Origin of the sequence: Sphingosinicella sp. YJ22 (genome assembly GCF_011320075.1) — a bacterium.
In the GTDB taxonomy this organism is placed as follows: domain Bacteria; phylum Pseudomonadota; class Alphaproteobacteria; order Sphingomonadales; family Sphingomonadaceae; genus Allosphingosinicella.
The window spans coordinates 80,921-102,519 of sequence record NZ_JAANPA010000002.1; the positions used below are offsets into that span (position 1 = coordinate 80,921).

The 21,599-nt window shown below is 65.7% G+C and carries 21 protein-coding genes; 11 read left to right on the plus strand and 10 right to left on the minus strand.

Features of this window, described 5'->3' with window-relative positions; all coding sequences use genetic code 11:
• Positions 1–2 precede the first annotated feature (2 nt).
• Both G7B71_RS01585 and G7B71_RS01590 read left to right on the plus strand, forming a co-directional pair.
• Positions 3–452, plus strand: coding sequence for a very short patch repair endonuclease (locus G7B71_RS01585; protein ID WP_166037171.1), 450 nt, complete (start codon positions 3–5; stop codon positions 450–452).
• A complete protein-coding gene (locus tag G7B71_RS01590) occupies positions 449–1,669 on the plus strand; it encodes a type II restriction endonuclease (RefSeq protein ID WP_166037173.1) in 1,221 nt (406 codons plus the stop codon). Before G7B71_RS01585 ends, G7B71_RS01590 begins: the two co-directional genes overlap by 4 nt.
• A 277-nt stretch (positions 1,670–1,946) precedes the next feature.
• Here G7B71_RS01590 and G7B71_RS01595 read toward each other — a convergent pair whose 3' ends face one another.
• The 4 genes from G7B71_RS01595 to G7B71_RS01615 all read right to left on the minus strand — a co-directional run bounded on the left by G7B71_RS01595 (position 1,947) and on the right by G7B71_RS01615 (position 5,862).
• The gene (locus G7B71_RS01595) at positions 1,947–2,696 is read right to left on the minus strand and encodes a DUF4145 domain-containing protein (RefSeq protein WP_166037175.1); all 750 of its coding nucleotides are present in this window, start codon (positions 2,694–2,696) and stop codon (positions 1,947–1,949) included.
• The gene (locus G7B71_RS01600; protein WP_166037177.1) at positions 2,686–3,828 is read right to left on the minus strand and encodes a hypothetical protein; all 1,143 of its coding nucleotides are present in this window, start codon (positions 3,826–3,828) and stop codon (positions 2,686–2,688) included. Before G7B71_RS01600 ends, G7B71_RS01595 begins: the two co-directional genes overlap by 11 nt.
• Before the next feature lie 745 nt (positions 3,829–4,573).
• Complete coding sequence (locus G7B71_RS01610) at positions 4,574–5,137, minus strand: hypothetical protein (RefSeq protein ID WP_166037180.1); 564 nt, start codon at positions 5,135–5,137, stop codon at positions 4,574–4,576.
• Positions 5,134–5,862, minus strand: coding sequence for a hypothetical protein (locus tag G7B71_RS01615; RefSeq protein WP_166037182.1), 729 nt, complete (start codon positions 5,860–5,862; stop codon positions 5,134–5,136). Before G7B71_RS01615 ends, G7B71_RS01610 begins: the two co-directional genes overlap by 4 nt.
• A gap of 351 nt (positions 5,863–6,213) precedes the next feature.
• Between G7B71_RS01615 and G7B71_RS01620 the strand changes: the two genes are divergently transcribed.
• Complete coding sequence (locus G7B71_RS01620) at positions 6,214–7,170, plus strand: helix-turn-helix transcriptional regulator (protein WP_166037184.1); 957 nt, start codon at positions 6,214–6,216, stop codon at positions 7,168–7,170.
• Between the two features lie 470 nt (positions 7,171–7,640).
• Here the strand turns inward: G7B71_RS01620 and G7B71_RS01625 are convergent, their stop codons facing one another.
• Positions 7,641–8,210, minus strand: a complete 570-nt coding sequence (locus G7B71_RS01625) for an antitoxin Xre/MbcA/ParS toxin-binding domain-containing protein (protein ID WP_166037186.1) — start codon at positions 8,208–8,210, stop codon at positions 7,641–7,643.
• 975 nt (positions 8,211–9,185) lie between these two features.
• Between G7B71_RS01625 and G7B71_RS01630 the strand changes: the two genes are divergently transcribed.
• On the plus strand, positions 9,186–9,461 hold the full coding sequence (locus G7B71_RS01630) for a helix-turn-helix transcriptional regulator (RefSeq protein ID WP_166037188.1): 276 nt from the start codon (positions 9,186–9,188) through the stop codon (positions 9,459–9,461).
• Positions 9,462–9,474: 13 nt separating this feature from the next.
• On the opposite strand, the gene G7B71_RS01635 is transcribed toward G7B71_RS01630, so the two are convergent.
• Complete coding sequence (locus tag G7B71_RS01635; protein ID WP_347708438.1) at positions 9,475–10,824, minus strand: site-specific integrase; 1,350 nt, start codon at positions 10,822–10,824, stop codon at positions 9,475–9,477.
• 136 nt (positions 10,825–10,960) lie between these two features.
• A complete protein-coding gene (locus G7B71_RS01640) occupies positions 10,961–11,428 on the minus strand; it encodes a YbaK/EbsC family protein (protein WP_166037193.1) in 468 nt (155 codons plus the stop codon).
• A gap of 83 nt (positions 11,429–11,511) precedes the next feature.
• On the opposite strand from G7B71_RS01640, the gene G7B71_RS01645 reads away from it, so the two are divergent.
• Both G7B71_RS01645 and G7B71_RS01650 read left to right on the plus strand, forming a co-directional pair.
• The gene (locus tag G7B71_RS01645; protein WP_166037195.1) at positions 11,512–12,300 is read left to right on the plus strand and encodes a nucleotidyltransferase family protein; all 789 of its coding nucleotides are present in this window, start codon (positions 11,512–11,514) and stop codon (positions 12,298–12,300) included.
• Positions 12,284–13,033 (plus strand): metallophosphoesterase, encoded by a 750-nt coding sequence (locus tag G7B71_RS01650; RefSeq protein WP_166037197.1) that lies wholly within the window; start codon positions 12,284–12,286, stop codon positions 13,031–13,033. Before G7B71_RS01645 ends, G7B71_RS01650 begins: the two co-directional genes overlap by 17 nt.
• On the opposite strand, the gene G7B71_RS15540 is transcribed toward G7B71_RS01650, so the two are convergent.
• A complete protein-coding gene (locus G7B71_RS15540) occupies positions 13,030–14,640 on the minus strand; it encodes a uroporphyrinogen-III synthase (protein WP_207774691.1) in 1,611 nt (536 codons plus the stop codon). The genes G7B71_RS01650 and G7B71_RS15540 overlap by 4 nt on opposite strands.
• Positions 14,637–15,560: a hydroxymethylbilane synthase gene (gene hemC, locus G7B71_RS01660; protein ID WP_166037198.1), complete on the minus strand. Its 924-nt coding sequence runs from the start codon at positions 15,558–15,560 to the stop codon at positions 14,637–14,639. Before hemC ends, G7B71_RS15540 begins: the two co-directional genes overlap by 4 nt.
• 42 nt (positions 15,561–15,602) lie before the next feature.
• On the opposite strand from hemC, the gene tsaD reads away from it, so the two are divergent.
• Both tsaD and G7B71_RS01670 read left to right on the plus strand, forming a co-directional pair.
• Complete coding sequence (gene tsaD, locus G7B71_RS01665) at positions 15,603–16,637, plus strand: tRNA (adenosine(37)-N6)-threonylcarbamoyltransferase complex transferase subunit TsaD (protein ID WP_166037200.1); 1,035 nt, start codon at positions 15,603–15,605, stop codon at positions 16,635–16,637.
• Positions 16,634–17,611, plus strand: a complete 978-nt coding sequence (locus tag G7B71_RS01670) for an NAD(P)H-dependent glycerol-3-phosphate dehydrogenase (RefSeq protein ID WP_166037202.1) — start codon at positions 16,634–16,636, stop codon at positions 17,609–17,611. The genes tsaD and G7B71_RS01670 overlap by 4 nt, the downstream gene beginning before the upstream one ends.
• 8 nt (positions 17,612–17,619) lie before the next feature.
• On the opposite strand, the gene G7B71_RS01675 is transcribed toward G7B71_RS01670, so the two are convergent.
• A complete protein-coding gene (locus G7B71_RS01675) occupies positions 17,620–17,793 on the minus strand; it encodes a DUF1674 domain-containing protein (RefSeq protein WP_166037204.1) in 174 nt (57 codons plus the stop codon).
• A gap of 66 nt (positions 17,794–17,859) precedes the next feature.
• Between G7B71_RS01675 and G7B71_RS01680 the strand changes: the two genes are divergently transcribed.
• From G7B71_RS01680 to G7B71_RS01690, 3 genes are read left to right on the plus strand one after another with little or no spacing between them, the layout of a single operon-like run.
• Positions 17,860–19,164 (plus strand): RsmB/NOP family class I SAM-dependent RNA methyltransferase, encoded by a 1,305-nt coding sequence (locus G7B71_RS01680; protein ID WP_166037206.1) that lies wholly within the window; start codon positions 17,860–17,862, stop codon positions 19,162–19,164.
• A 49-nt stretch (positions 19,165–19,213) separates the two neighbouring features.
• Positions 19,214–19,876: a ribulose-phosphate 3-epimerase gene (gene rpe, locus G7B71_RS01685; RefSeq protein WP_166037207.1), complete on the plus strand. Its 663-nt coding sequence runs from the start codon at positions 19,214–19,216 to the stop codon at positions 19,874–19,876.
• Complete coding sequence (locus G7B71_RS01690) at positions 19,873–21,579, plus strand: heparinase II/III family protein (RefSeq protein WP_166037209.1); 1,707 nt, start codon at positions 19,873–19,875, stop codon at positions 21,577–21,579. Before rpe ends, G7B71_RS01690 begins: the two co-directional genes overlap by 4 nt.
• The last annotated feature ends 20 nt before the right edge of the window (positions 21,580–21,599 follow it).

Consider the following 21,599-nt stretch of genomic DNA (forward strand, 5'->3'; position numbering starts at 1 on the left):
CAGTGGCGGACGTCGTCGACGCGGCGACACGCAGCCGTATGATGTCGCGGATCCGTGGCCGCGACACCAAGATCGAAGTTGTGATCCGGAAGGCGCTTCACGCCCGTGGACTGCGCTACCGCACTGGAGTGCGCACCCTGCCTGGACGGCCAGACATTGTCCTGGCGCGCTGGCGGGCAGTGATACTTGTGCATGGGTGTTTCTGGCATGCGCACGACTGCGGCCTGTGCCGCCTTCCTGCGACCCGTCCGGAGTTCTGGCGGGAGAAGCTCGAGAGCAATGCGGCGCGTGATCATCGGAACCAGGCAGCTTTGCTTGAGGCCGGCTGGCGCGTAGCGATCGTCTGGGAATGTGCTTTGCGCGGGAGAGGTTCCCAAGCGGTCGCCAGTGTAGCAGACGAACTCGCGCATTGGGCTAGGGCGAACGATAAAACGATCGAGTTGCGCGGATGAAAAGCGGCTATCTGTCACAGTATTTCAAGCAGATCGCGTGGAAGCACCTGTCAGCGGTCGACGCAGAAGCTCACCGGTCGCACCAGCACGAGTTTGGCGGCGTCGGGAAGCTGAAGGCTGTTCTCGGAACGGAGGACAGGCCCAACATCCCGACGGCTTTCATCTATCTGAACGACGACGACCCGGAACCTTTGCAGGAAACACGTTACCTCAGCTGGTACGACACGCGGCGCAGTCAGGATCATCGGGGGCCGGAGTACCGCCTCTATTTTCCCGACAACATCGTCACTGACAACGCTGCGGAGGGCGATCTTCTGATCATCGGCGTGCGCCCCGATGAGACGCTGATGGCAATCATCGCCGAAGCGGGCTCCACGGTCGAAAACCAGCTGCTTTGGCTGTTTGGCGCCAACGATCTGATGCATCCCGGCTATTCAGTTAAGGGCGAGCTTGAGGCGGACCAGACACGCCTCGAGTTCGCGGCATACTACATCCTTGAACAGCTGGGCGTGGAGGTCGAACAGGAGGCCCCCAGTTACCTGGATGACATGCTGAGCCGGTTCAATGGCAAGTTTCCCGGCACGCGCGACTTCTCCGCCTATGCTCGCCACAGCCTTGGAGAAATCGACCTGAAGGGGGACCCGGATCGGGCGGTCATCGTCCTGATGGAGCGCGAGGAGATCCTCTTCCGGACGTTGGAGCGCCATCTGATTGCGGAGCGGCTTCAGGCCGGGTTCGCCGAGATCGACGATTTCCTGCAGTTCAGCCTCTCGGTCCAGAACCGCAGAAAATCGCGCGCCGGAAGCGCCCTTGAGAACCATCTCGAGCATCTGTTTGGCCTCCTCGACATCAGGGGCGACCGCACGGCGGTAACCGAAGGCAAGGCAAAGCCGGACTTCCTGTTCCCGGGAGCGAAGGCCTATCACGATCCAAGATTTCCCTCCGAGCTCCTGACCATGCTCGGCGCGAAGTCGACCTGCAAGGACCGGTGGCGGCAGGTGCTTGCCGAGGCCGAGCGTATCCCGGACAAGCATCTGCTGACGCTCGAACCCTCGATCACCACCAGCCAGACGGACGAGATGCAGCAGCGGCGGCTTCAGCTCGTAGTGCCGCGTGGCCTGCATGAGTCCTACACGGTGCCGCAGCGGTCATGGCTGATGTCGGTTTCGGACTTGGTCGCGATGCTGCTCGAGCGACAGGGGGCGGCTGGTTTCTGAGCTGTTGCAGGCCTGCTCAGTCAGATCCGACATCAAGTCCAGGCGTCCTGATCGCCGGCGCGTCGCTGGACCGCGCCTTCGGCAACGCGCCCACGTCGGTCAGTGCATGCTCTGTTTGAGTTGTCCGAAAGCAGACCTCACTCGAGCCCGCGCGACGTATTGAAACCTCATCCCGATCGGGGGTGAGCCGATCTTTACTAAGATCCATGGTCGGCGACTGCTGCCCCCGCTTCGGCACTGCTGGTGAAAGCTATCCTCCGGGCCAGCCCGGTTCTGACTAAGTTCTGTTCGCCTTGCTGCTGGAGCGCGCCTGCTTGGGCGGAATCTTGGGACCGATTTCGAGCGCGCGCTTACCTGAGAGAATTGCTCTGGATATAAATTGCTCAAGGGTACTGAGCAGGTGCTGAAAGTCATCGCCATCTGGCGAGAACGCCCGGTGAGCAGCGGCATTGCCTGCTTCAGCGACTATCCCGAGCGTCTGAGCTTCTGTTTCTCCGATCCAGCCGCCGTCGTGGAGAGCCGTGACTTTTTCCGCCATCGGGAGTGCTGGGTCAATCCCGAGCATTTCCGTGGCTCGATCTAAAGCGGTTCGTAAGCCGATTGAAGCCAAGATAAACGAGCGGCCTTCCGAGGTGGTGTAAACTTCGTCCATGATCTGGGCGAGCGTGCTGTCGGTCTTGTATAGCGTCCATGCCCAGTCTGGACGTGTGCTCTTCTTCTCGGGCGCGGGGTACGTCTGGAGGGTGTACTCGGGGACCGTTTCCTCCTCACCCGTTGTGGGATTATACCGGTAATCCCAGCTCTGAGTGTCCCATGAGGACTGCCAGTAGAACACCAACTCGCAGCCTCGACATTGAAGCAGCCGATGATCGAGCTGTCCGTTCTCCGAATGCTCGCCGTCGCTCCACTCCCACGGCTGATCAAATGAGCCGTGAACGTCGCACGTCCGCTCGCCATCGCAACGCGGGCAATGGGCCTTCATGGTCTGCGGCTTGGTGGGCTCGATCGAAGGTTGCTCAGTCGCCATCTTCCTCGTTCGGCTCCTCCAGCACCGTGAGTTCCCTCGGATCGTAAAGCTCCCAGCGTTGCCCCTTCCGCTTGAGATCACCGGTAATAGCGATCGCGGCCTTCGCCTCGTGTGCCGCAAGCGCCTCGCTGTACAGCTCAGGCGGCAGCGTCACTTTCACCGAAACAGGCTGCTCATCTACGAACGTCCTGATGCTGACCCTGCCTTTCAGTTCTTCGTGCCCGCGTCCAAGATTGACGACATAGCCTTCCAGGCGCTCATCGGGGCGGGGCTCCAGCAGCCGAAACCGTCGCGCCGCTTCCATGAAAATCTCACCCTCGGATTGCGAGAAGCGAACGCGCCGCCGCGCCTCGGGTGTTGGGCGGGTCTTGGCCCATGTAACCGAGACCTCCAGCCCGTTCGATTGCTCAATGAGGATGGCCAAGGACTCACATAAATTGGCATTAACTCCCCGTGGTACTGCCAGCTTAAAGGCGTCGAACCCGTCTCCGCGCACCGCTTCTTGAGCGGCCACCCGCGCGGCGTCTAGACCGTTGGCTAGCATCCGCGTCACGCGGCGTTGGAAAGGCTCCTCGGACTCGAGAGGCCAGAACGCCCCCTGTGCGGAGTCAAGGTTCGGCGGCACCGGAGCGAGCAGCGTCACGATGAAGCTCCCCTGCTCTGTCTGGCCCAGCCGAACTTTGTCCATGTAATCGGCCGCATCTTTGACCTTGCCGGCGCGATAGGAGGCGCGCGGCTCTTTAGCGGCGCACGCAGACGCCTGAAGCAGGTCACGCGCATGGAGCACCATATCTACCCCCGCGCCGATGCGAATGGAGCCGTCATCATCAGCCTCAGGCGCGCGCACCCGGATCACATCCCGATCGGCCCCAATCAGATCCCGATAAATCTGTAATTCGTCCCGTTCTTCGATGCGGGCGAGAAAGCGGAGCACTTCGGAAACAACCAGCGGGTAATCCGCCAAAGCATCCGTTCCAGGAAGGATGAGTTCGGGCGCATCGGTGCGGGCGTAAACGTCGCTATGATCCCCGTATCGCTCAGCCCGGCGCCACCCTTGCGATCGGGCGTATGCGACTAGAGCGGCCGGAGCGATCGCCCGCAAGGCCTTCTGATCCTCGATCCTTGCTTTCACGAAAGCGCGCCCGTGCGAGACTGATGCATGAGCGCGGCCAAGGAAGCAACGTCCAGTCGGTTGGTTTCTGGCACGTGCACCGTGCAGCCTGTCTCGTTCTCCGTTTCAGGTTCGCCCCTGAGGGAAAACCAGTAGGCGCGGTGTCTCAAAACCATTTCGTGCGGGCTGATGGCCACCCAATCGCTTTGGTTCCTCGGAAGGTGATAAAGTACGAGAATTCTCGGCACTTGCGTTGGCAGACGCAGCAACTGGTGGTTACGCTTCGGGCAAAAATAGCTGACCCTGCCATCCTTCGCCTCGAGATTGATCGAAGCTTTAAGCTGTACGTCTAGCCGGGGCCGAAAGTCGCCGCCCGCCTCGATCGTTAGGTCCACCCCGTCAACGTCTAGGCTCGGCTTCGAAACCGTGTAACCGGCTGCACCCGCGAGTGCCCGAAGGTAAGCCTCGGACAGAGCTTCCTCGATGCTTGTGGTGGCCAGGAGGGCGTCTGTTGCCATGTGCAGGAGGTGTCACGAAAGGGATGTCGCCGCAAGCGCACTTGGGAGGGGCCTCCAGGCGGCGACCCGCACCGCCGGGAAGCCATGACATCAAGTCAGCTCGTGTCTAGGGCCTGCTCTAATCACTGATCGAGCATGAAAGCAGACCGGCAGCTATCGGCCAGATTCCGTCAGTTGGCTTCTCATCATGAAAACCGCTCAGCTGACACAAGCGAGCAGTCTTTGTCTGTGGCAACATCCATCGACCCTCAGCAACGGCGCCGGGTGGTGCGCGCACGGGTCGAAGCACCCTGCTGGTGCATTCCGCGCGGCACCACCTCCGACGAGAACCAATGCCCCAACCGCTCAACATCACCATCGACAACGCCGTTGACCCGATGCCCGCGCCCGGCGGCAGCCAGGTGCATGAGACTTTCCGGCAGGGGGAGCGGACGTCCGCCCAAGTGCCGGCTGACTAGGGGATCGAAGATCAGTACTGGGCCGGAGAGGTCGCGCGCTTTCTCGGCTTCGGACGGATGGTAATCCGGATCGAGGCGGTCGTAACCGCCGTCCGGCCGCTCATGATAGAGGGCGTCGGGCCGGCCCCGGTGCCTCCGCTCGTACTCGCCATGATCCATGACCTGACCCACCCGGCCACCCCAGAGCAGCAGGCCGCGCTCAAGCGATCCGGGGCGGAATCCGAGCACCCAGTCTCCGACAGCTGCGCTCCGGCGGATCGACGGCTTGCAGGTGGCGAGGGTGACCAGCCCGTTCGCAGGGCAGGGGGCGAGCCCATGGTCGTGCACGAGAATGTAGCGGAAGATCCGGGTCATGTGCGTATCACCCTGATGATGTCATCGACCCAAGCGTGGGCGACCGAGTCGTCGCCGATGTCACAGACGAACTCCTGCCCTCGGGCGACTGAGTAGAGCCCGTCCTCGCCGATCCAGCGCGAAGGCTTTGAGTGATAAGTGAGCCCGCGCCCGCGTAGCCAAGCTGGGACCGCCCAATGCGAGAGGGGGCCGCCCGCGCGCGTGAGCCTCAGGGCGTCTGCAGAGTGGGCGGCCGTCGCCCCTTCGCCTCGGTATACCGTGTTGTTTGCCGTGCGGATCCCGAGGACATGCGGGTGGCACAGTCGCGCCAGTTCATCTCGCACCGCCTCATCCATCGCCTGTACGACGTGCCTCTCTGCGACACGCAGGTAACCGAAGATACGGTGGTGCCGCTCGCCCGTTTTTTCGTCGGCGAACAGGCCAAAGAAGAGGAATGTGTCTCCTACGCCCACCCCCTGGTTGGCGAGATGGGACTGAGCGGCGTCGCACTGTCCGAAGATACATTCGCCGTGGACGAACATCGGATCGTGGTGGCACAGGTGCGCACCATCAATCCGGCCGCGCGTCGCACGCGTCACGTAACTTCCCAGCCCGAGGTCATCGTAGGTGGTGGACGAGTTGCGGGTAGCCGGTATCGGCAGACTAATCGGCCGGCCTTCGACGATGGGCGACGGGGCGCCCCCGGCGGCCGAATCGAAACCCTTACGGCTAAGTACCAGCTTCATGCTGGCGGCCGGAACCTGCTGATACGGGATGCGAGATGCCGGGCATTCATAACGTACTAGTGCCGTCCAACCCGCCTATACGGCAAGACCCCCATGGGGAACGTCACATAGCTTACATCAGTGCGGTAGCGTGCACCGAGGCCTCGGTGCCGCGCTGCCGGCAGCTTTGGCAAATAGACATCAGCCGTCCGCTGAAGGGCGCGTGCCATATGCGTATGGACGTATGCATAAGTGAGCCAGATCGCCTCCAAAAAACGGTGCCGCGCTCCAGCGCTTAATATGCATTGCGCACTAAATGCGTATAGATCGGCGTCACGCTTATGAGCATAAACGCGGTCAGAGGAGAACGTCATGCCAATAAATCCTGACCGCTTGAAAGCCTTTCGGAGCGAAAAGCGACTGACCCTCGAGCAGCTCGCTGAGCGATCGAAGATCAATAAGACCACCCTCCACCGGCTTGAGAAAGGCGAGATCGCGCGGAGTCGCAAGCACACGGTCGAGGCTCTCGCTCGCGGCCTTGGGGTTGAACCAATTGAGTTGACGAGCCTGGAGCCGCCCCCACCGGCTGCCCACGCCGCTCGGAACAAGCGACAGCAAATCAGCTTGCGCGTCGAGGGAGAGGTACGGAACGCATTCAGTTTCGTGGCCACCCGCTATCGCGTCAGTCAGACTACGATCGTGGATCTCGCCCCCTTGCTGTTCGTCATTCTTGCTGAGGAGTGCCTCAATGACCGTGCCGAGAAGCTTGAGCAATTCGGCACGGCCTTTGAACAGCTCGATAGCCTTCCTCGCACGTGGCGCGACGGTACTTCCGGCTACATTGAGCAGGAAAAGCGGTCGATTCTCTCCCGTGACATATTGGGAAGACTGATCGACGATGAGGACGTCCAGTGGTTCCCGCAAAGCGACAATGTCGAGCTCACCGGGCTTGTGAACCCGTTCGCGAAGTTCCTGGAGACCCGGTTGAAGGGCCTCGATGCAGACGACGAGCTCTTGGACTGGGATCGAGACGCTGGTGTGCAGTACCGTGTTTGCAAGGAGGTCGCACTTTCCCATGCAGATGGGGATGCGGACCTAGCCTCCTTCCTGTTGGACGGCTCCATCGGCTTGCATGAGATTCCAGCCGAACTTCGGACGGCAGAAAGGATCGATGACCGGATCACATGGCTGCGGTCTCGGGCCGAGACGATCTTACAGAAGCGGGAGGAGCAATCAGCGGCTTGGGAGCGCGCTACCAGCGAAGCTCTCGCCAGGATTGCCTCGGACCTCCATGCGCGCGGTCTGGATCAGGAGAGCGACAATGCATGACAGGCGCATCAGAGGCAGGGAACGTGCCCTCCGTATGACCGTCCATGGCGCTGTCCGAAGCAAACAGCGGGTCATTCCTCCCGCCGTTGTTGAAGCGCTGCTTGACTTCGGTGAGGATCAACGAGCGCCGGGGGGCGTCTTCTACTACCGCTTCGGAAAGCGGGGGTGGCGAGCGTTTCAGGCCTATCTTGGGCCCGCTGCTAAGCACCTCGATCGCTACCGCAGCGCCTACGCCGTCGTCGCGGACGATGGGTCTGTCATAACCGTCGGGTGGGAGCACTGATCGGCGCTGGTCACTCGTTTGAACGCGTGACTGTCACCGCAACTCTCGCGCTCGCCAACTCGCTTGTCGGCTTGCTGCTTCCGCTTCGAACATTCCGCTGGGCGAATCGCAAGCCTTTGCAGCAGGGTTTGTGCCTTGAGTGGGAATTGTTCTGCTTCGTACTGCCTAGAGATCGAGCCTGACTGACCTAATCGGCGTATGGGGCTTGTGTATGAAGGAAGGAGCGGACAGCCTGAAGTCCATCCAAGTCCCTCGTCATCAATTCCAGTGCTGACTTCCCCGCGAAGTGAGCCGAATGGTTGGGCTTTCGAATCCAAGCGTCTGCAGCGGCCGCCTTAGGAAAAAGTATGTTGATCGCCTTGAAGATATCCAGCAGCGTCGCAACGCGCCCGACTATTTCAGTAGGGAGCGATTGGAGCGGGAGCTCTTTCAGGTTCTGCAGCGTGTCCCCGGTCTGAAGCCCGAGCAGGTGGAGCTGCTCATCTTCTGTCAGCCGCCAAGCCTGAGACAGTCGGTCGTAAACCCGCCAGATTGCGGCTTTCGCTCGAGCCTCGTCACATCCAAAGGTGGCGTGCGATTCATACTCAATTCGCTCTAGAACTGCCTCCTTCGCCGCCTCCCGGAAGCGTTCGAGCACGAAAGCGGCCACCAGCTCGCCGTCGCCGGTACTGATCACATCGAAGAGGGTCGGTGGTGACTGCTGCCGTGCAGCCCAGGCGCGTAGCCTGCCCAGCAATTCTTCTTCTGTTTTCAGCAACCGGAGATCCCTTCCAAAGCGTCGCCTCAGCAGGGTACCGCATCATACTCGCGCCAGCTCCCAGTTCTTACCTCAGAAGGGAGATCGATCTCCGAAAGCGTCCTCAGCAGTATCCGCTGCACCCAACCGGCGGCGACGTACGAGCGCGCCCAGGAATCTGCGAGGCCTACAATCCCGGTCTCCGCGAGACGCGGACGCAGGCCTCCATCCCGTGGCATGGAGCACAGGAAACGTACTCTTGAGTTTTCGGTGAGAGCAATTTGCAGGTCATCTCCCAATCCCGCCCACGGCCCCCCGAGATTCCAAGTCGCCCCAATCCCAGCACCGAGCTCGAGGTTCGTCTGTGCCTTACCCGGCTGAGTAGGCCCCCACGAGGTGACGGTCATGGTGCCGAGGATCTCATTGAGAGCCTGCATAGCTTGGCCGGGAGAAAGGCCCCTTTCTAGGACCAGGTCTGGCGAGGCACCCGAAACAAGCGTTTCACTCGGATTTTCGGCCCATCCCGCCGGAGGCCGAACCAGGAAATGGGCAGAGTGAATCATGGGGTGGCCGTCCACCGCAGCCAGTGCAAACTCGTAAGGCCAATCTGGCCACCTTCGCGACGTTTGGTAGGCAAGGACCGCTGCGTGCCAGCGCGTCCGATCGGGGTGGAGCATCATGTGCTCGAGGTCTGCCGGCATCGTCTGATTTGGACCCAGCGGATCGTATGTGGTCACTGCTCTCTCACCTACAATATCTTCGTCGGAGGCCCGGGGCCATCACAGCGTGGAGTCGCGAGGTTGGCGCAGAAGCCCGAGTCGCGCGCTTGCAATGTCCGGCATCCACCCAGCCGCCGGGCCCGACGACGCCCACCCCGGAGGCTTCGGATCCAGGAAGTCTTTTACAACATCCCCATTAGCACACCGGAATGACGCGTAAAAGTGGTGCACCTCACCGGGTGTAGACGGTCGGGCGGTGACGGGTAACCGAGGGGCTGTGAAATCTGACCTGCGATCAATTTTGGGTGAGAATATTCGTCGGCGGCGAGAGCAGCTGGGGTACACCCAGGAAGGCTTTGCGCATTACGCGCATATCGCCCGCACCTACTACGGCCGCATCGAGCGGGGTGAGACGAACATCACCATTGAGAGGCTCGGCTACGTCGCCGCGCATCTGCAGACCGGGGTGCAGGAGCTAACCCGTGGTCTGACCTTTGACGTCTGCTGCACCAACGCCAGGGAGGAGCGTGACCCGAAAAACTCCCGACCGTAGGGGCGTCGGATCCTTACGCTGTAAGGTCTCTTCCTCCGGGCCACGCATCGGGGCGTGCCAGAAGACGCTCAAGGTGAGCATGCCAGAGTGACAGAGCAGCCTTCTTCTCCGGTGCATACCGGTAGAGTTGATAGACGCGTACAATCTCAGAATTTCCGGTGTGTGTGCCCGTCACGTGATTCAGCAATGCTTCGATGTGCTCGATGGGTGTGCCCAGAGCCTGCAGTCCAGTCGCGACTGATCGACGGATGTCGTGAAATACAAACGGCGCCAAGCCAGTCGTGTCGTCCTCGGTAGGGCCTGCAGCCGCCTTGACGCGTCGCGAGATCGCAGCATCCAAACGCTTCTTTTGACGTCCCGTGGACTTGATGATTTTGCCGGTGGATGCCGTGAACAGCAGACCTCGGCGCCGATCCTCCGGCCAATACTGGTTCAGGAACGAGACCATCGTGTCGGTAAGCGGCACGAGCTGAGGAAGGCCATTCTTGGTTCTGCTCCCGGGGATGATCCAGTTCCCGTCAGTGAGATTGAACTCGCCCCAGCAAGCCCCTCCCACTTCCATCGGCCTCTGAGCGGTCAACAAGAGCATCTGGGCATATGCACCATCAGGGTACCCCAGATCACTCGCCGCCTCCCAAGTTCGTTGAAGCTCCCACTCCTGTAGAACGCGTTCCCGCCGTTTAGTTTTATGGGGGCGGCGAAGCCCGTCCAGTGGGCTGATTTCGACATCTCCGCGTCGCCGCGCGAAATTGAACATCGTTCGAAGCCAATCGAACACCTTGTTGGCCGCTGATCCGCTATGTTTCGAAACCGCGTCCAGCAGGTCCACGACCTCCTTCTTGGTGATCGAGGTGATAACGTGCTTCCTGAAACGCGGAAGAATATAGTCCCTCATCACCTGAATGGCTTCATTGGCGGTTTTTAGCCTCTTGGCTTCAACGTGATGCGTCATGAACGTCTCTAGGTATGCGCTGAACCGCAGCTGCTCGTTCACGCGAGCAGTCTCGCGGGTAGCCTTCTTCTCCTCCATCGGGTCCACTCCTTGCGTAATCTTCCACAGCAAACCGATCGCGCGCTCTCGTGCTTGGGCGGGTGTCCACGGACTTCCGTGTCGTCCGATTGTGAACCGTTTGGTGGGTGCCCGTCCGCTCATCCGATATTGGAGCACGTAGCTGCGATGCCCGCTGGGGGTGACGAACATGCCGAAGCCGCTTATCCTAGTGTCCCAGAGGAAGTTTCGGCCGGCTTCCGGCACGGGAAGCGAGGATACACTCCTCTTCGTCAGGCTGCCCTTCGCCACTTTTGAGCTCCTCTCGAGCAAGCGTGCGGCAAGCAGAATGACGGAAGCTGGGGATGGCCTCACCCCACACCCGGCAACAACAGTGACGATTTTTTCACAGAGTTGCAGCCCGTTGCGGCGAACGGCAACTCCAGCCTAAAACGGGTGAAGAGTTCGAATCCCTTCGCCCGCTCCAATTCTTACATCGAGATGACAGGCGTCAGGCCGGTGGCTGGCAGACGTCGACCCAGCTTGCGTTGGTGATCTGCGCGAGCCGGTCCGGCGTGATCTCGACCGACGCGGTACGCGACCCGGCGGCGGGGAAGACGGTGGCGAATGCCTTCAACGACACGTCGCAATGGATCGGCAGGTCGCTCCTGAGGCCGAACGGGCACACGCCGCCGACCTGGTGGCCGGTCAGCGCTTCGGTTTCCTCATGGCCCAGCATGCGCGGGCGAACGCCGAACTGGTCCTTGGTCTTACGGTTGTCGAGCCGGGCGTCGCCGCGGGTGACGATCAGCACCACCTCCTCGCCGAGCCGTACCGACAGGGTCTTGGCGATTCGGCCGGGCTCGACTCCCAGCGTCGCCGCCGCCTCGGCGACGGTCGCGGTGCTGGCGCCCTGATCGATGATCGCGATGTCGGGGGCGTGAAGCGCGAGGAAGGCGCGGACGTCGTCAAGGGCCATGGAATGGGGGCTAGCGGGGCGGAGTCGGGCCTGTCCAGTGCGGGTGCGGAACGGTTGGCGCGGCGCGCCGTTCTGTGGTCTCCATGTCGACCCAGCTCCCCACCCTCGACCCCTCGGTCTTCGACCCTCCCCCCGAGGCGGTGCAATTCTACGTCGACAGCCTGAAGCTGCTGCAGGAGCACGGCTTCCCGTTCCTGCTGTCGGGCACCTATGCCCTGTCCTGCTACACCGGCATCGCGCGGCCGACCAAGGATCTCGACATCTTCTGCAAGCCCTCGGACGCGCCGAAGATCCTGAGCTTCTTCAAGAACCAGGGCTACGAGATCACGATCGAGGACGAGCGCTGGATCGGCAAGGTGTGGAAGGGGGAGCATTTCTTCGACGTCATCTACAACATCTCGACCGCCTCGATCCCGATCACCGACGACTGGTTCAAGGAGGTCTATGAGGTCGAGGTCTACGGCACCCAGGTGCGGATCACGCCGCCGACCGAGTTCATCCTCTCCAAGCTCTTCCTCCAGGACCGCTACCGCTATGACGGTGCCGACGTCGCCCACGTCATCCTCAAGAAGCATGACGAGATCGACTGGAAGCGGCTGCTCGACCAGATGGAGCTCTATTGGGAGGTGCTTCTCATCCACGTCCTCAATTTCCGCTTCATCTACCCGACCGAGCGGGAGTGCATCCCGCGCTGGCTGTTCGACGAGATGATGGAGCGGATCCAGGCGCAGGCGGAGATGCCGGCGGCGGAGATGCGGATCTGCCGCGGCCGCCTTTTCTCCCCGCGCGACTACATCACCGACATCGTCGAGTGGGGCTTCGCCGACGTCGTCGGCAAGGGCATCGAGGAGAAGCATGAGCGAAAGACCTGAGGACGCGGGCGCGCCGAACGGGACGACCACCGTCGCCGCGATCGGCGACCTCCACGTGGTCGAGACCGACGAGCACCGCTACCGCGAGCTGTTCGCCGAAATGTCCGAAGTCGCCGACGTGGTCGCGTTATGCGGCGACCTCACCAATTTCGGCAAGACCAAGGAAGCGGAGAACCTCGCCGCCGATCTCCTCGGCTGCACCATTCCCGTGGTCGCGGTGCTTGGTAATCACGATTATGAGTGTGGCCAGCCCGAAGAGGTTGCGCGGATCCTGGCGGCCGCCGGAGCGACGATGCTCGACGAGCAGGCGACGATGGTGAACGGAGTCGGCTTCGCCGGCGTCAAAGGCTTCATCGGCGGATTCGACCGCGGCGAATTGGGCGCGTTCGGCGAGCCGGCGATCAAGACGTTCGTCGACGAATCGATCAACGAAGCGCGCAAGCTTGAGAACCAGCTGCGCTCGCTACGCACCGACCGCGTGGTTGCCGTGCTCCATTACTCCCCGATTGCCGAAACGGTGATGGGCGAGCCCGAGCCGATCTTCCCGTTCCTCGGCTCGTCGCGGCTCGCCAATGCCGTCGACCGCTTCGACAATGTTAAGGCGGTGGTTCACGGCCATGCCCATCGCGGCAGCTACCGGGGCACGACCCCGCGCGGCGTGCCGGTCTACAATTGCGCGCAGTTCGTGGTGCAGTCGCAGTTCAACCGCCCCTACGCCCTGTTCGAGGTCTAGCGCGGAGTTGGCGCTGCCGGCGCCGGTGCCGCCGGCGTGGGCGGCGCAGGAGTCGGCATGCGCGGCTCGAGCAGGGAGGCGACCTCGATCGTGTCGAGGGCCTTCCGCGCGGCGACGTAACGCTGCGCCAGCTCGATCCAGCCGCGGCCATGCTCGACGCCGGGCATGCGCATCACCTCGGCGAGCGCGACGTCGACCTGCCCCGCCTGGAGGCGATCGGTCGCCCGCCGTAGCCGCTCGCCCGGATCGGTCGATGGGGTGTCGGCGCGGCGGACGATTATGAGGTTGGCGAGCTCCTGGCGAAGTGCCGTCCATAGTCCGCGATTGGGGCCAGCGCCGGTGAGTTGCGGGCCGATCTCGGCAAGCTCCGCCTGAAGCTGCTGAAGGGTCACCGGCTGGCGGGAGGCGGCGATGATCGTGTTGACGGCCTGCGCCTGGCTCGCGCCGAAGCGCTGGCGCAGCAGGCCCTCGAGATAGCCGAGGCCAACTCCGCGATCGAGCGCGCGCCGGGCCGCGATGGCGACGAGCAGGCCTTCCGTCCGATCGGCGTTGCCGACCGCCGAGCGCGCGCTCGTGTCGATCTCGCCGATGCGCTGCTCGAGCTGGGCGACGCGACGCGCCACGTCGGGATCGATGAAAATGGTGCTGGAATCGCGGGTCGCCGCCCGTTGCGCGCCTTGCGGCTGGGGCTGCTGGGCAGGCGCCTGCGGCCGGGGCGCTGCAACCTGCTGCGGCTCCGGCACGATCCCGAGGAAGCGCGCTGCCGGCTCCCAGCGCGCGAGCAGCCAGGTCATCGCACCGAGGCCGAGGGCGAAGGCGACCACCGCCAGCACGAGCGGGCCGGCCCAGGATTTGCGCGGCTGGGTCCGCGGCAGAACCGGCGCCTGAGGCTCGTCCGCGGGAGCGGGCGGCGGCGGCGGAGCGGGACGTTGTTTCATGGCGATCGAGGCGGCGGCATCGACCAGCGCATGGTCGCGCGGCTCGGAAGCGACGGCGACGTCGGCCCAGCCGGTCCCGGCCGCGCTTGCTGCCGCGTCGCTGATCGCAGCGATTCGGGAGATGGCGCGGCGCTCGCCGATGAGGTCGCCGAACAGCTCGGCGGCGCGCGGCGAATGAAGCAGAACGACGGCGCCGGCGTTCACCGCGGCGATCGCTTCGTCGGGCAGGCGGTCGCCGGGCAGGGTGATGTAGACCGGCACCTGGGTGATGGCGATGTCGCTGCGCGGCAGCTCGGCCGGTTCCGGCGCGGTGAAATGGACGGCGCGGCGGATTCCGTCCGCTTCCATCAGGCGCACGGCGGCGGCGCCGCCTGACGGGCCGATGCGAACGGTGGCGAAGCCGGCCTCGCGCGCCGCCGCCGCCGAGGCGTCGCCGACGGCATAAGCCGGCAGGTGGGTGAAGGCCGCGAGGCCCTCTCCGGCGTGGCGCGGGGCGTTGGCGCTGGTCACCAGCACCGCGTCGAAATCGTCCGGCGACGGCGCGTCCCAGTCAAGCGGGCGCACCGAGAACAGCGGGGCCACGACGGCCTCGAGCCCGCGCGCGCGGGCGCGGTCGGCGGTTTCGTCGGCGCCCGGCCGGGGGCGCAGGATCAGCACCGCCGGGGTCATGCCGCGAACCTCGCGCGCAGTGCCGGGCTCGCCTGCGCCAACAGGTCATGCGCCAGCGCCGACGCGCGCGCGCGATCGCCCGCGGCGCAAAAAATCTCGCCCGCCACCACCTCGCGGCCGTCCGGGCTCAGTATCTCCGCCTTCAGCAGGACCGAATCTCCGTCCGGCGCGGCATGAGCGGCCAGCGCCGAATGGCAATCGCCGCCGGCGCCGAGCAGAAAAGCGCGCTCCAGGTCCACGCAATCATGCGTCGCACGATGATCGATCGGCGCAAGCAATGCCAGCATCGCGTCATTGTCGGCGAGGGTCTCGATGCCGACCGCGCCCTGCGACGGCGCCGGCAGCATGTCGTCGACCGGTGTCCCCACCGCCTGCATGCCGAGCCGGTCGAGCCCCGCGGCGGCGAGCAGAGTGGCGTCGACCTCGTTCCGCTCCAGCTTGGCGAGGCGGGTCTGCACGTTGCCGCGCAACAGCATGACCTGCAGGTCCGGCCGCCGCGCTCGGACCTGCGCCTCGCGCCGCGGCGACGAGGTGCCGAGCCGTGCGCCGTCCGCCAGGACGGCGAGACTGTCCGCGCCGATCAGCCGGTCGCGTGCGTCGGCGCGGGGAAGCATCGCGGCAATGACCAGGCTGTCTGGCCGGATCGTCTCGACGTCCTTCATCGAATGGACCGAAAGGTCGGTGCGGCCGTTGTGCAGCGCGCGGTCGAGCTCCTTGGTCCACAGCGCCTTGCCGCCCACCTCCGCGAGGGGGCGGTCCTGGACGACGTCGCCGCTGGTGGTGATGGGGATGATCTCGATCGCCTCCTCGTCCCAGTCATGAGCGATCCGCAGCGCCGTCGCAACCAGCCGCGCCTGCGCGAGTGCGAGCGGTGACCCGCGGGTGCCGAGACGAAGGGGGCGGGAGAGTGGTCGGGTCATGCGCGGCTTGTGCTAGCGGCTCGTCCGGTGGCAGGGAAGGGCATGACCCTGATCCTCGGGCTTGAATCGAGCTGCGACGAAAGCGCGGCCTCTGTGGTGACGGGCGACCGCCAGATTCTGGCGCACTGTCTCGCCGGCCAGGAAACGGCACACCAGCCGTTCGGCGGCGTCGTGCCGGAAATTGCCGCGCGCGCCCATGTCGAGACTCTGCCGGGCCTGGTCGAGCAGGCGCTGGAGGAAGCGCAGGTGCGCCTCGCCGACGTCGACGCCATCGCCGCCACCGCCGGGCCCGGCCTGATCGGCGGCGTGATGGTCGGCCTCGTCACCGCCAAGGCGCTGGCGCTGGCCGCGAACAAGCCGCTCGTCGCGGTCAATCATCTCGAAGGCCATGCTTTGTCGCCGATGCTGACCGAGCCGGACCTCGCCTTCCCCTATCTGCTGCTGCTCGTCTCCGGCGGCCATTGCCAGTTGCTGCTGGTCGAGGGCGTCGGCGCCTATCGCCGCCTCGCCACCACCATCGACGATGCCGCCGGCGAGGCGTTCGACAAGACCGCCAAGCTGCTCGGCCTCGGTTATCCGGGTGGACCGGCCGTCGAGAAGACCGCGGAAGGCGGCGACCCGAAGGCAGTGCCGCTGCCGCGCCCGCTGATCGGATCGGCCGAGCCGCATTTCTCCTTCGCCGGCCTCAAGAGCGCCGTCCTGCGCGCCGCCGACGCGGGAATCTACCCGATCCAGGATCTCGCCGCGTCCTTCCAGCAGGCGGTGGTCGATTGCCTCGTCGACCGCACCGGGCGCGCGCTGGCCGCCGCGCCGCAGGCCACGGCGCTGGTCGTCGCCGGTGGGGTCGCCGCCAACACGCCGATCCGCACCGCGCTCAAGGGGCTGGCCGAGGCGCGCGGCCTGCCCTTCGTCGCGCCGCCCTTGTGGCTGTGCACCGACAATGCGGCGATGATCGCCTGGGCGGGCGCGTTGCGCTTCGAGGCCGGGCTGGTCGACCCCCTCGACGTGCCGGCGCGTGCGCGCTGGCCGCTCGATCCATCGGCGGAAAAGGCGCGCGGCGCAGGAGTGAAAGCGTGAAGTTAGGAGTGATCGGAGCGGGCGCGTGGGGCACTGCGCTGGCGCAGGTGGCTGCGTCGGGCGGCGACGAGGTGATCCTCTGGGCGCGCGAGGCGGACGTCGTCGAATCGGTCAACGGGCGGCACGAGAACAGCCTGTTCCTCCCTGGCCTTGAGCTTCTGCGCAACATCGTCGCGACCAGCGATCTCGCGGCGCTCGGCGAGTGCGAGGCCTTCCTTGTGGTGACTCCGGCGCAGCACATGCGCTCGGTGCTCGGCGCTCTCCCGGTGCATGACCGCCCTTTGATTCTCTGCTCGAAGGGGATCGAGGAGGCGAGCGGCTTGATGATGCATGACGTCGCGCACGAGGTTCGGCCGGCGGCGCCGATCGCGGTGCTGTCGGGCCCGACCTTCGCGCACGAAGTGGCGGCCGGCCTGCCGACCGCGATCACCCTGGCTGCCGCGGAAGGACTCGGCGAACGCCTCGCCCAGCGCCTCGCCCGCCCCTCCTTCCGGCCTTACGTCTCGACCGACGTGGTCGGCGCGGAGGTGGGCGGCGCGGTCAAGAACGTGCTGGCGATCGCCTGCGGCGTGGTGGACGGCATGGGGCTCGGCCTCAACGCACGCGCCTCGCTCATCTCGCGCGGATTTGCAGAAATGAGCCGCTTCGGACTGGCGCTCGGAGCACGTCCGGAGACCCTGGCCGGCCTCGCGGGGCTCGGCGATCTCGTCCTGACGTGCACCTCGACCAATTCGCGCAATTTCAGCCTCGGCAAGGGAATCGGCGAAGGCTCCAGCGCCGCCGATCTGCTCGCCGATCGCCGCACGGTTGCCGAGGGCGCATTTACGGCGCCGGTGCTGCGGCGGGTTGCGGAGGAGCGGCGTGTCGAAATGCCGATCGTCGGCGCGGTGTGCGCGTTGCTCGACGGCAGTGCGTCGGCGAAGGACGCGGTGGACATGCTCCTCTCGCGGCCGCTCAGGGCCGAGGGCGTCTGAGCCGCGGCTCAGAAATCCCAGCAGATCCCCTTATTCTCCCAGTCGCCGTAGCGGATCGGCTCCAGGCCCTTCGGGCCGCCGCTTTCCGCTTCGCCCTCGACGGGGGGCTTCGGCTCGGGCAGGGGCGGGTTCTTGGACAGGTGAGCAGGCGGCTTCACGTGCGGCGGGCGCTGGCCGGGCATTCGGCGTCCTTTGCAAGGGCGAGAGGTCGGCCCACATGTCGGACATGAACGAGGCTCGGACAAGACGTGGCTGAACGCAATCCCAGGGGCAGGCCGCAGCGCCGGCCCGACCAGCCGCCGGCGGCACCCGGGACGGCCACGCGCCGCTCCGCCTTGGCGCTTCTCGACGCGGTGCTCCGAAAGGGCCTTCCGCTGGAGGCGGCCCTGGACAGCGCCGCCCGCGGCCTCAGCCGACCCGAAGATCGCGCTCTCGCCCTCGCCATCGCCGCCGAGGTTCTGCGACGCCTTCCGGACCTCGATGATCTGATCGACAGCGCCACCCAGCGTCCCTTGCCCGATGACGCCAAGGCGCGATCGGTGCTGCGCATCGCCCTCGTCCAGTCTCTGGTGCTCGGAACGCCGCCGCACGCGGCCATCTCGACCGCGCTGCCGATGCTCGAAGGCGGTCCGCGCCGGCTCGTCCACGGCGTGTTCGGCGCGCTGCTCCGCCGCGAGGCGACCCTGCCCGAAGTCCCCACCTTGCCGGCGCCCGTGGCCCTGCGCTGGGCCGCAGCGTGGGGAGATGACGTCGTGACGTCAGCGTCGCGATTGATTGCGGCGCCACCCCCGCTCGACCTCTGTTTCCCTCCCGAGCGGCCGCCGGCGCTTGAAGGCGTCAGCTTCGCCCCCGGACACTTGCGTCTGCCGCGCGGCCAGGCGGTGGCCGGCATGACAGGTTACGGCGAGGGGCAATGGTGGGTGCAGGACTTCGCCGCATCGGTTCCCGCGCGCGTGCTCGGCCGCGGCGAGGGCCGTCGCGCGCTCGACCTGTGCGCGGCTCCGGGCGGCAAGACGATGCAGCTCGCCGCGGCCGGCTTTGAGGTCACCGCGGTGGACGCTTCCGTAAGTCGTCTCGCGCGACTTTCCGAGAATCTCGAGCGTACCGGCCTCCGCGCCGAGGTCGTGACGGCCGATCTGCTCGACTGGCAGCCGTCCGAACCGGCCGACGCGATCCTGCTCGACGCGCCCTGCTCGGCCACCGGCATCTTCCGGCGCCACCCGGACGTTCTGCACCGGGTTCGCCCCTCGGCCATCGCCGCGCTCGCCGAGGGCCAGGCGGCGATGCTGCGCCGCGCCGCGGGCTGGCTGAAGCCGGGCGGCACGCTGGTCTACTCGGTCTGCTCGCTGGAGCCTCAGGAGGGCGAGCACGTCGCCCGTGCCTTCCTCGCCGAACATGGCGACTTCCGCATCGAGCCGCCGCGCACTGGCGAGCTTCCGGAGCAACTCCAGCCGTCGCAGGAGGGCTTCCTTCGCCTGCTTCCCGGCCTGTTCGAGGATGCGGGCGGCGCGGACAGCTTCTTCATCGCCCGCTTCGTTCGCGAACGGGGATAAATCCCGCACTTTCCTTGCCGCCGGAATCGCGCGCCTATAGGCTTGTGCGATGCAGCAGCCGGTCCGCATCGCCCCGTCCATCCTGTCCGCCGACTTCGCCCGCCTGGGCGAAGAAGTGCGCGCGATCGACGCGGCCGGGGCGGACTGGATCCATATCGACGTCATGGACGGCCATTTCGTGCCGAACCTCACCATCGGCCCGGCCGTTGTGAAGGCACTTCGTCCCCACACCGCCAAGCCGTTCGACGTCCATCTGATGATCTCGCCGGTCGACACCTACCTCCAGGCCTTCGCCGATGCGGGCGCCGACACCATCACCGTCCATCCCGAGGCGGGGCCGCATCTCCACCGCACGATCCAGGCGATCAAGGTGCTGGGAAAGCGCGCCGGCGTGTCGCTCAATCCCGCCACCTCGGCGAAGATGCTCGATTATGTGCTCGAGGAAGTCGATCTCGTCCTTGTGATGAGCGTCAATCCGGGCTTCGGCGGCCAGAGCTTCATCGACAGCCAACTCCGCAAGGTCGAGGCGATCCGCAAGCAGATCGACAAGACCGGCAAGGCGATCGACCTCGAGGTCGACGGCGGCGTCGACCAGGCCAACGCCGCGCGAGTGATCGCCGCCGGCGCCGACGCGCTGGTCGCCGGCACCGCCACGTTCCGCGGCGGCCCGGATGCCTATGCCGCCAACATCAAGGCGCTGCGCGGGGCATGAGCCGCTACGAGCGAATCACCGGCCGGCCGCCGCCCGAACCGGAGCCCGCGCGGCGCCGCGAGCTGGTTCCGGTTCCCGCCGGCGGCCCCTCCTTCCTCGGCCGGGTTATCGCGATGCTCGGCCTCACCGGCCGCGCTCCGCTGCGAATCCTCGCCGTCCCGCGCGATCCGATCGTCGGCAACAAGGGCGTCGGGCTGGCCTTGCTCGAGGGCCGCTTCGTCGCCGGCGGGCATGAGCTCGATGTCGAGGATCTCTACCGTTCCGATTCCGGCCTTCCCGCCGAGGTCGCCGAGCGGGTGCACAGTTTCGCCTGGCTGCGCGACGTCGCCGCCGCCGCGACCCATGAGCGCGGCCGCGACGTCGGCGAATATCTGACCCGCGCCTGGCTGTCGCAGCACAGCGAGCCTGGCGGCGGCTTGGCCTGGCGCGCCGACATGGTCGGCCGCCGCCTGCTCACCTGGCCGGCTTACGCGCCCTACATCCTGTCGAGCCGCGATTCGGACTATCGCGCCCGGGTCCTGCGCACCCTGTCGCGAAGCGCGCGTGAGGCGGAGCGCCGCGCCGACAGCGTCGCGACGGGCCTGCCGCGCATCGCCGCGTGGAGTGGCGTCGTGGCGTCATCGCTCACCCTGCAGGGCCGGACCGAACGCCTCGCCAAGGCGGAAGCCGGGCTCGCCCGGGCGCTGCGCAGCGGGCTCAGCGAGGATGGCGGCCTCGTCAGCCGAGCGCCGCACCAGCAGCTCGACCTGGTCGAGACCTTCGCTCTTCTGCGCGCCTCCTACGGCGCCATTCATGGCGTCATGCCCGACTGGCTGCGCGACGCGCAGGAAGGCGCGCTGTCGGCCTTGCTCAGCACCGTGCTCGGCGATGCCGGGCTGTCGAGCTGGCAAGGCGGCAATGCCGGCGACCCGCACCGAATCGTCGCCGCGGTCGAGGCGTCGGCCGCCCATGCCGGCCCGCTTCGCCAGTCGCGCGGTTGGGGTTATCAGCGCCTCCAGGGCAAGGACAGCCTGCTCGTCCTCGACGCCGCGCCCCCGCCCCCGCCCAAGGCGCACTCCGGTGGTTGCGCCTCGACGCTGGCGATCGAGTTCAGCGCCGGCACCCAGCGGCTGGTGGTCAATTGCGGCGGCGCTGGCGACGCCAGCGGACAGCTGCCCGACGAGCTGCTCCACCTGCTTCGCTCAACCGCCGCGCATTCCACTCTCACGCTCGGCGACCGCAACTCGACCGCAATCCTCGACGGCGGCGCGCTCGGCAAGGGCGTCGGGAAAGTCGATCTCGAGCGCGGCACCCGCGACGGCCAGGCGTTGGTCGAGGCCAGTCACGATGGCTATGTCCGCCGTTTCGGGCTTGTCCATCAGCGCACCGTCCTGCTCGCCCCCGACGGCAAGGCGCTGAGCGGCGAGGACAGCCTCATCCCGGGCGGGCGCAAGCGGCGCAAGGCAGACGTGGGTTATGCCGTCCGCTTCCACCTCCACCCGTCGGTCGAAGTGACCAGCACCGCCGACGGCCGCGGTGCGCTCCTGCGCGTGCGCGGGCACAAGGCGTGGCAGTTCCGCTGCCGCGGCGGCACGCTCGGAATCGAAGAGAGTTTGTGGATCGACGGAAGCGCCGTCCCGCACGCGACCCTCCAGCTCGTCATCAGCGGCGAGACCCCGTCCGACGGCATGACCATCTCGTGGGAGTTCAACGAGGCGGGCTAAGCGGCTTGTGGGCGTGGTCT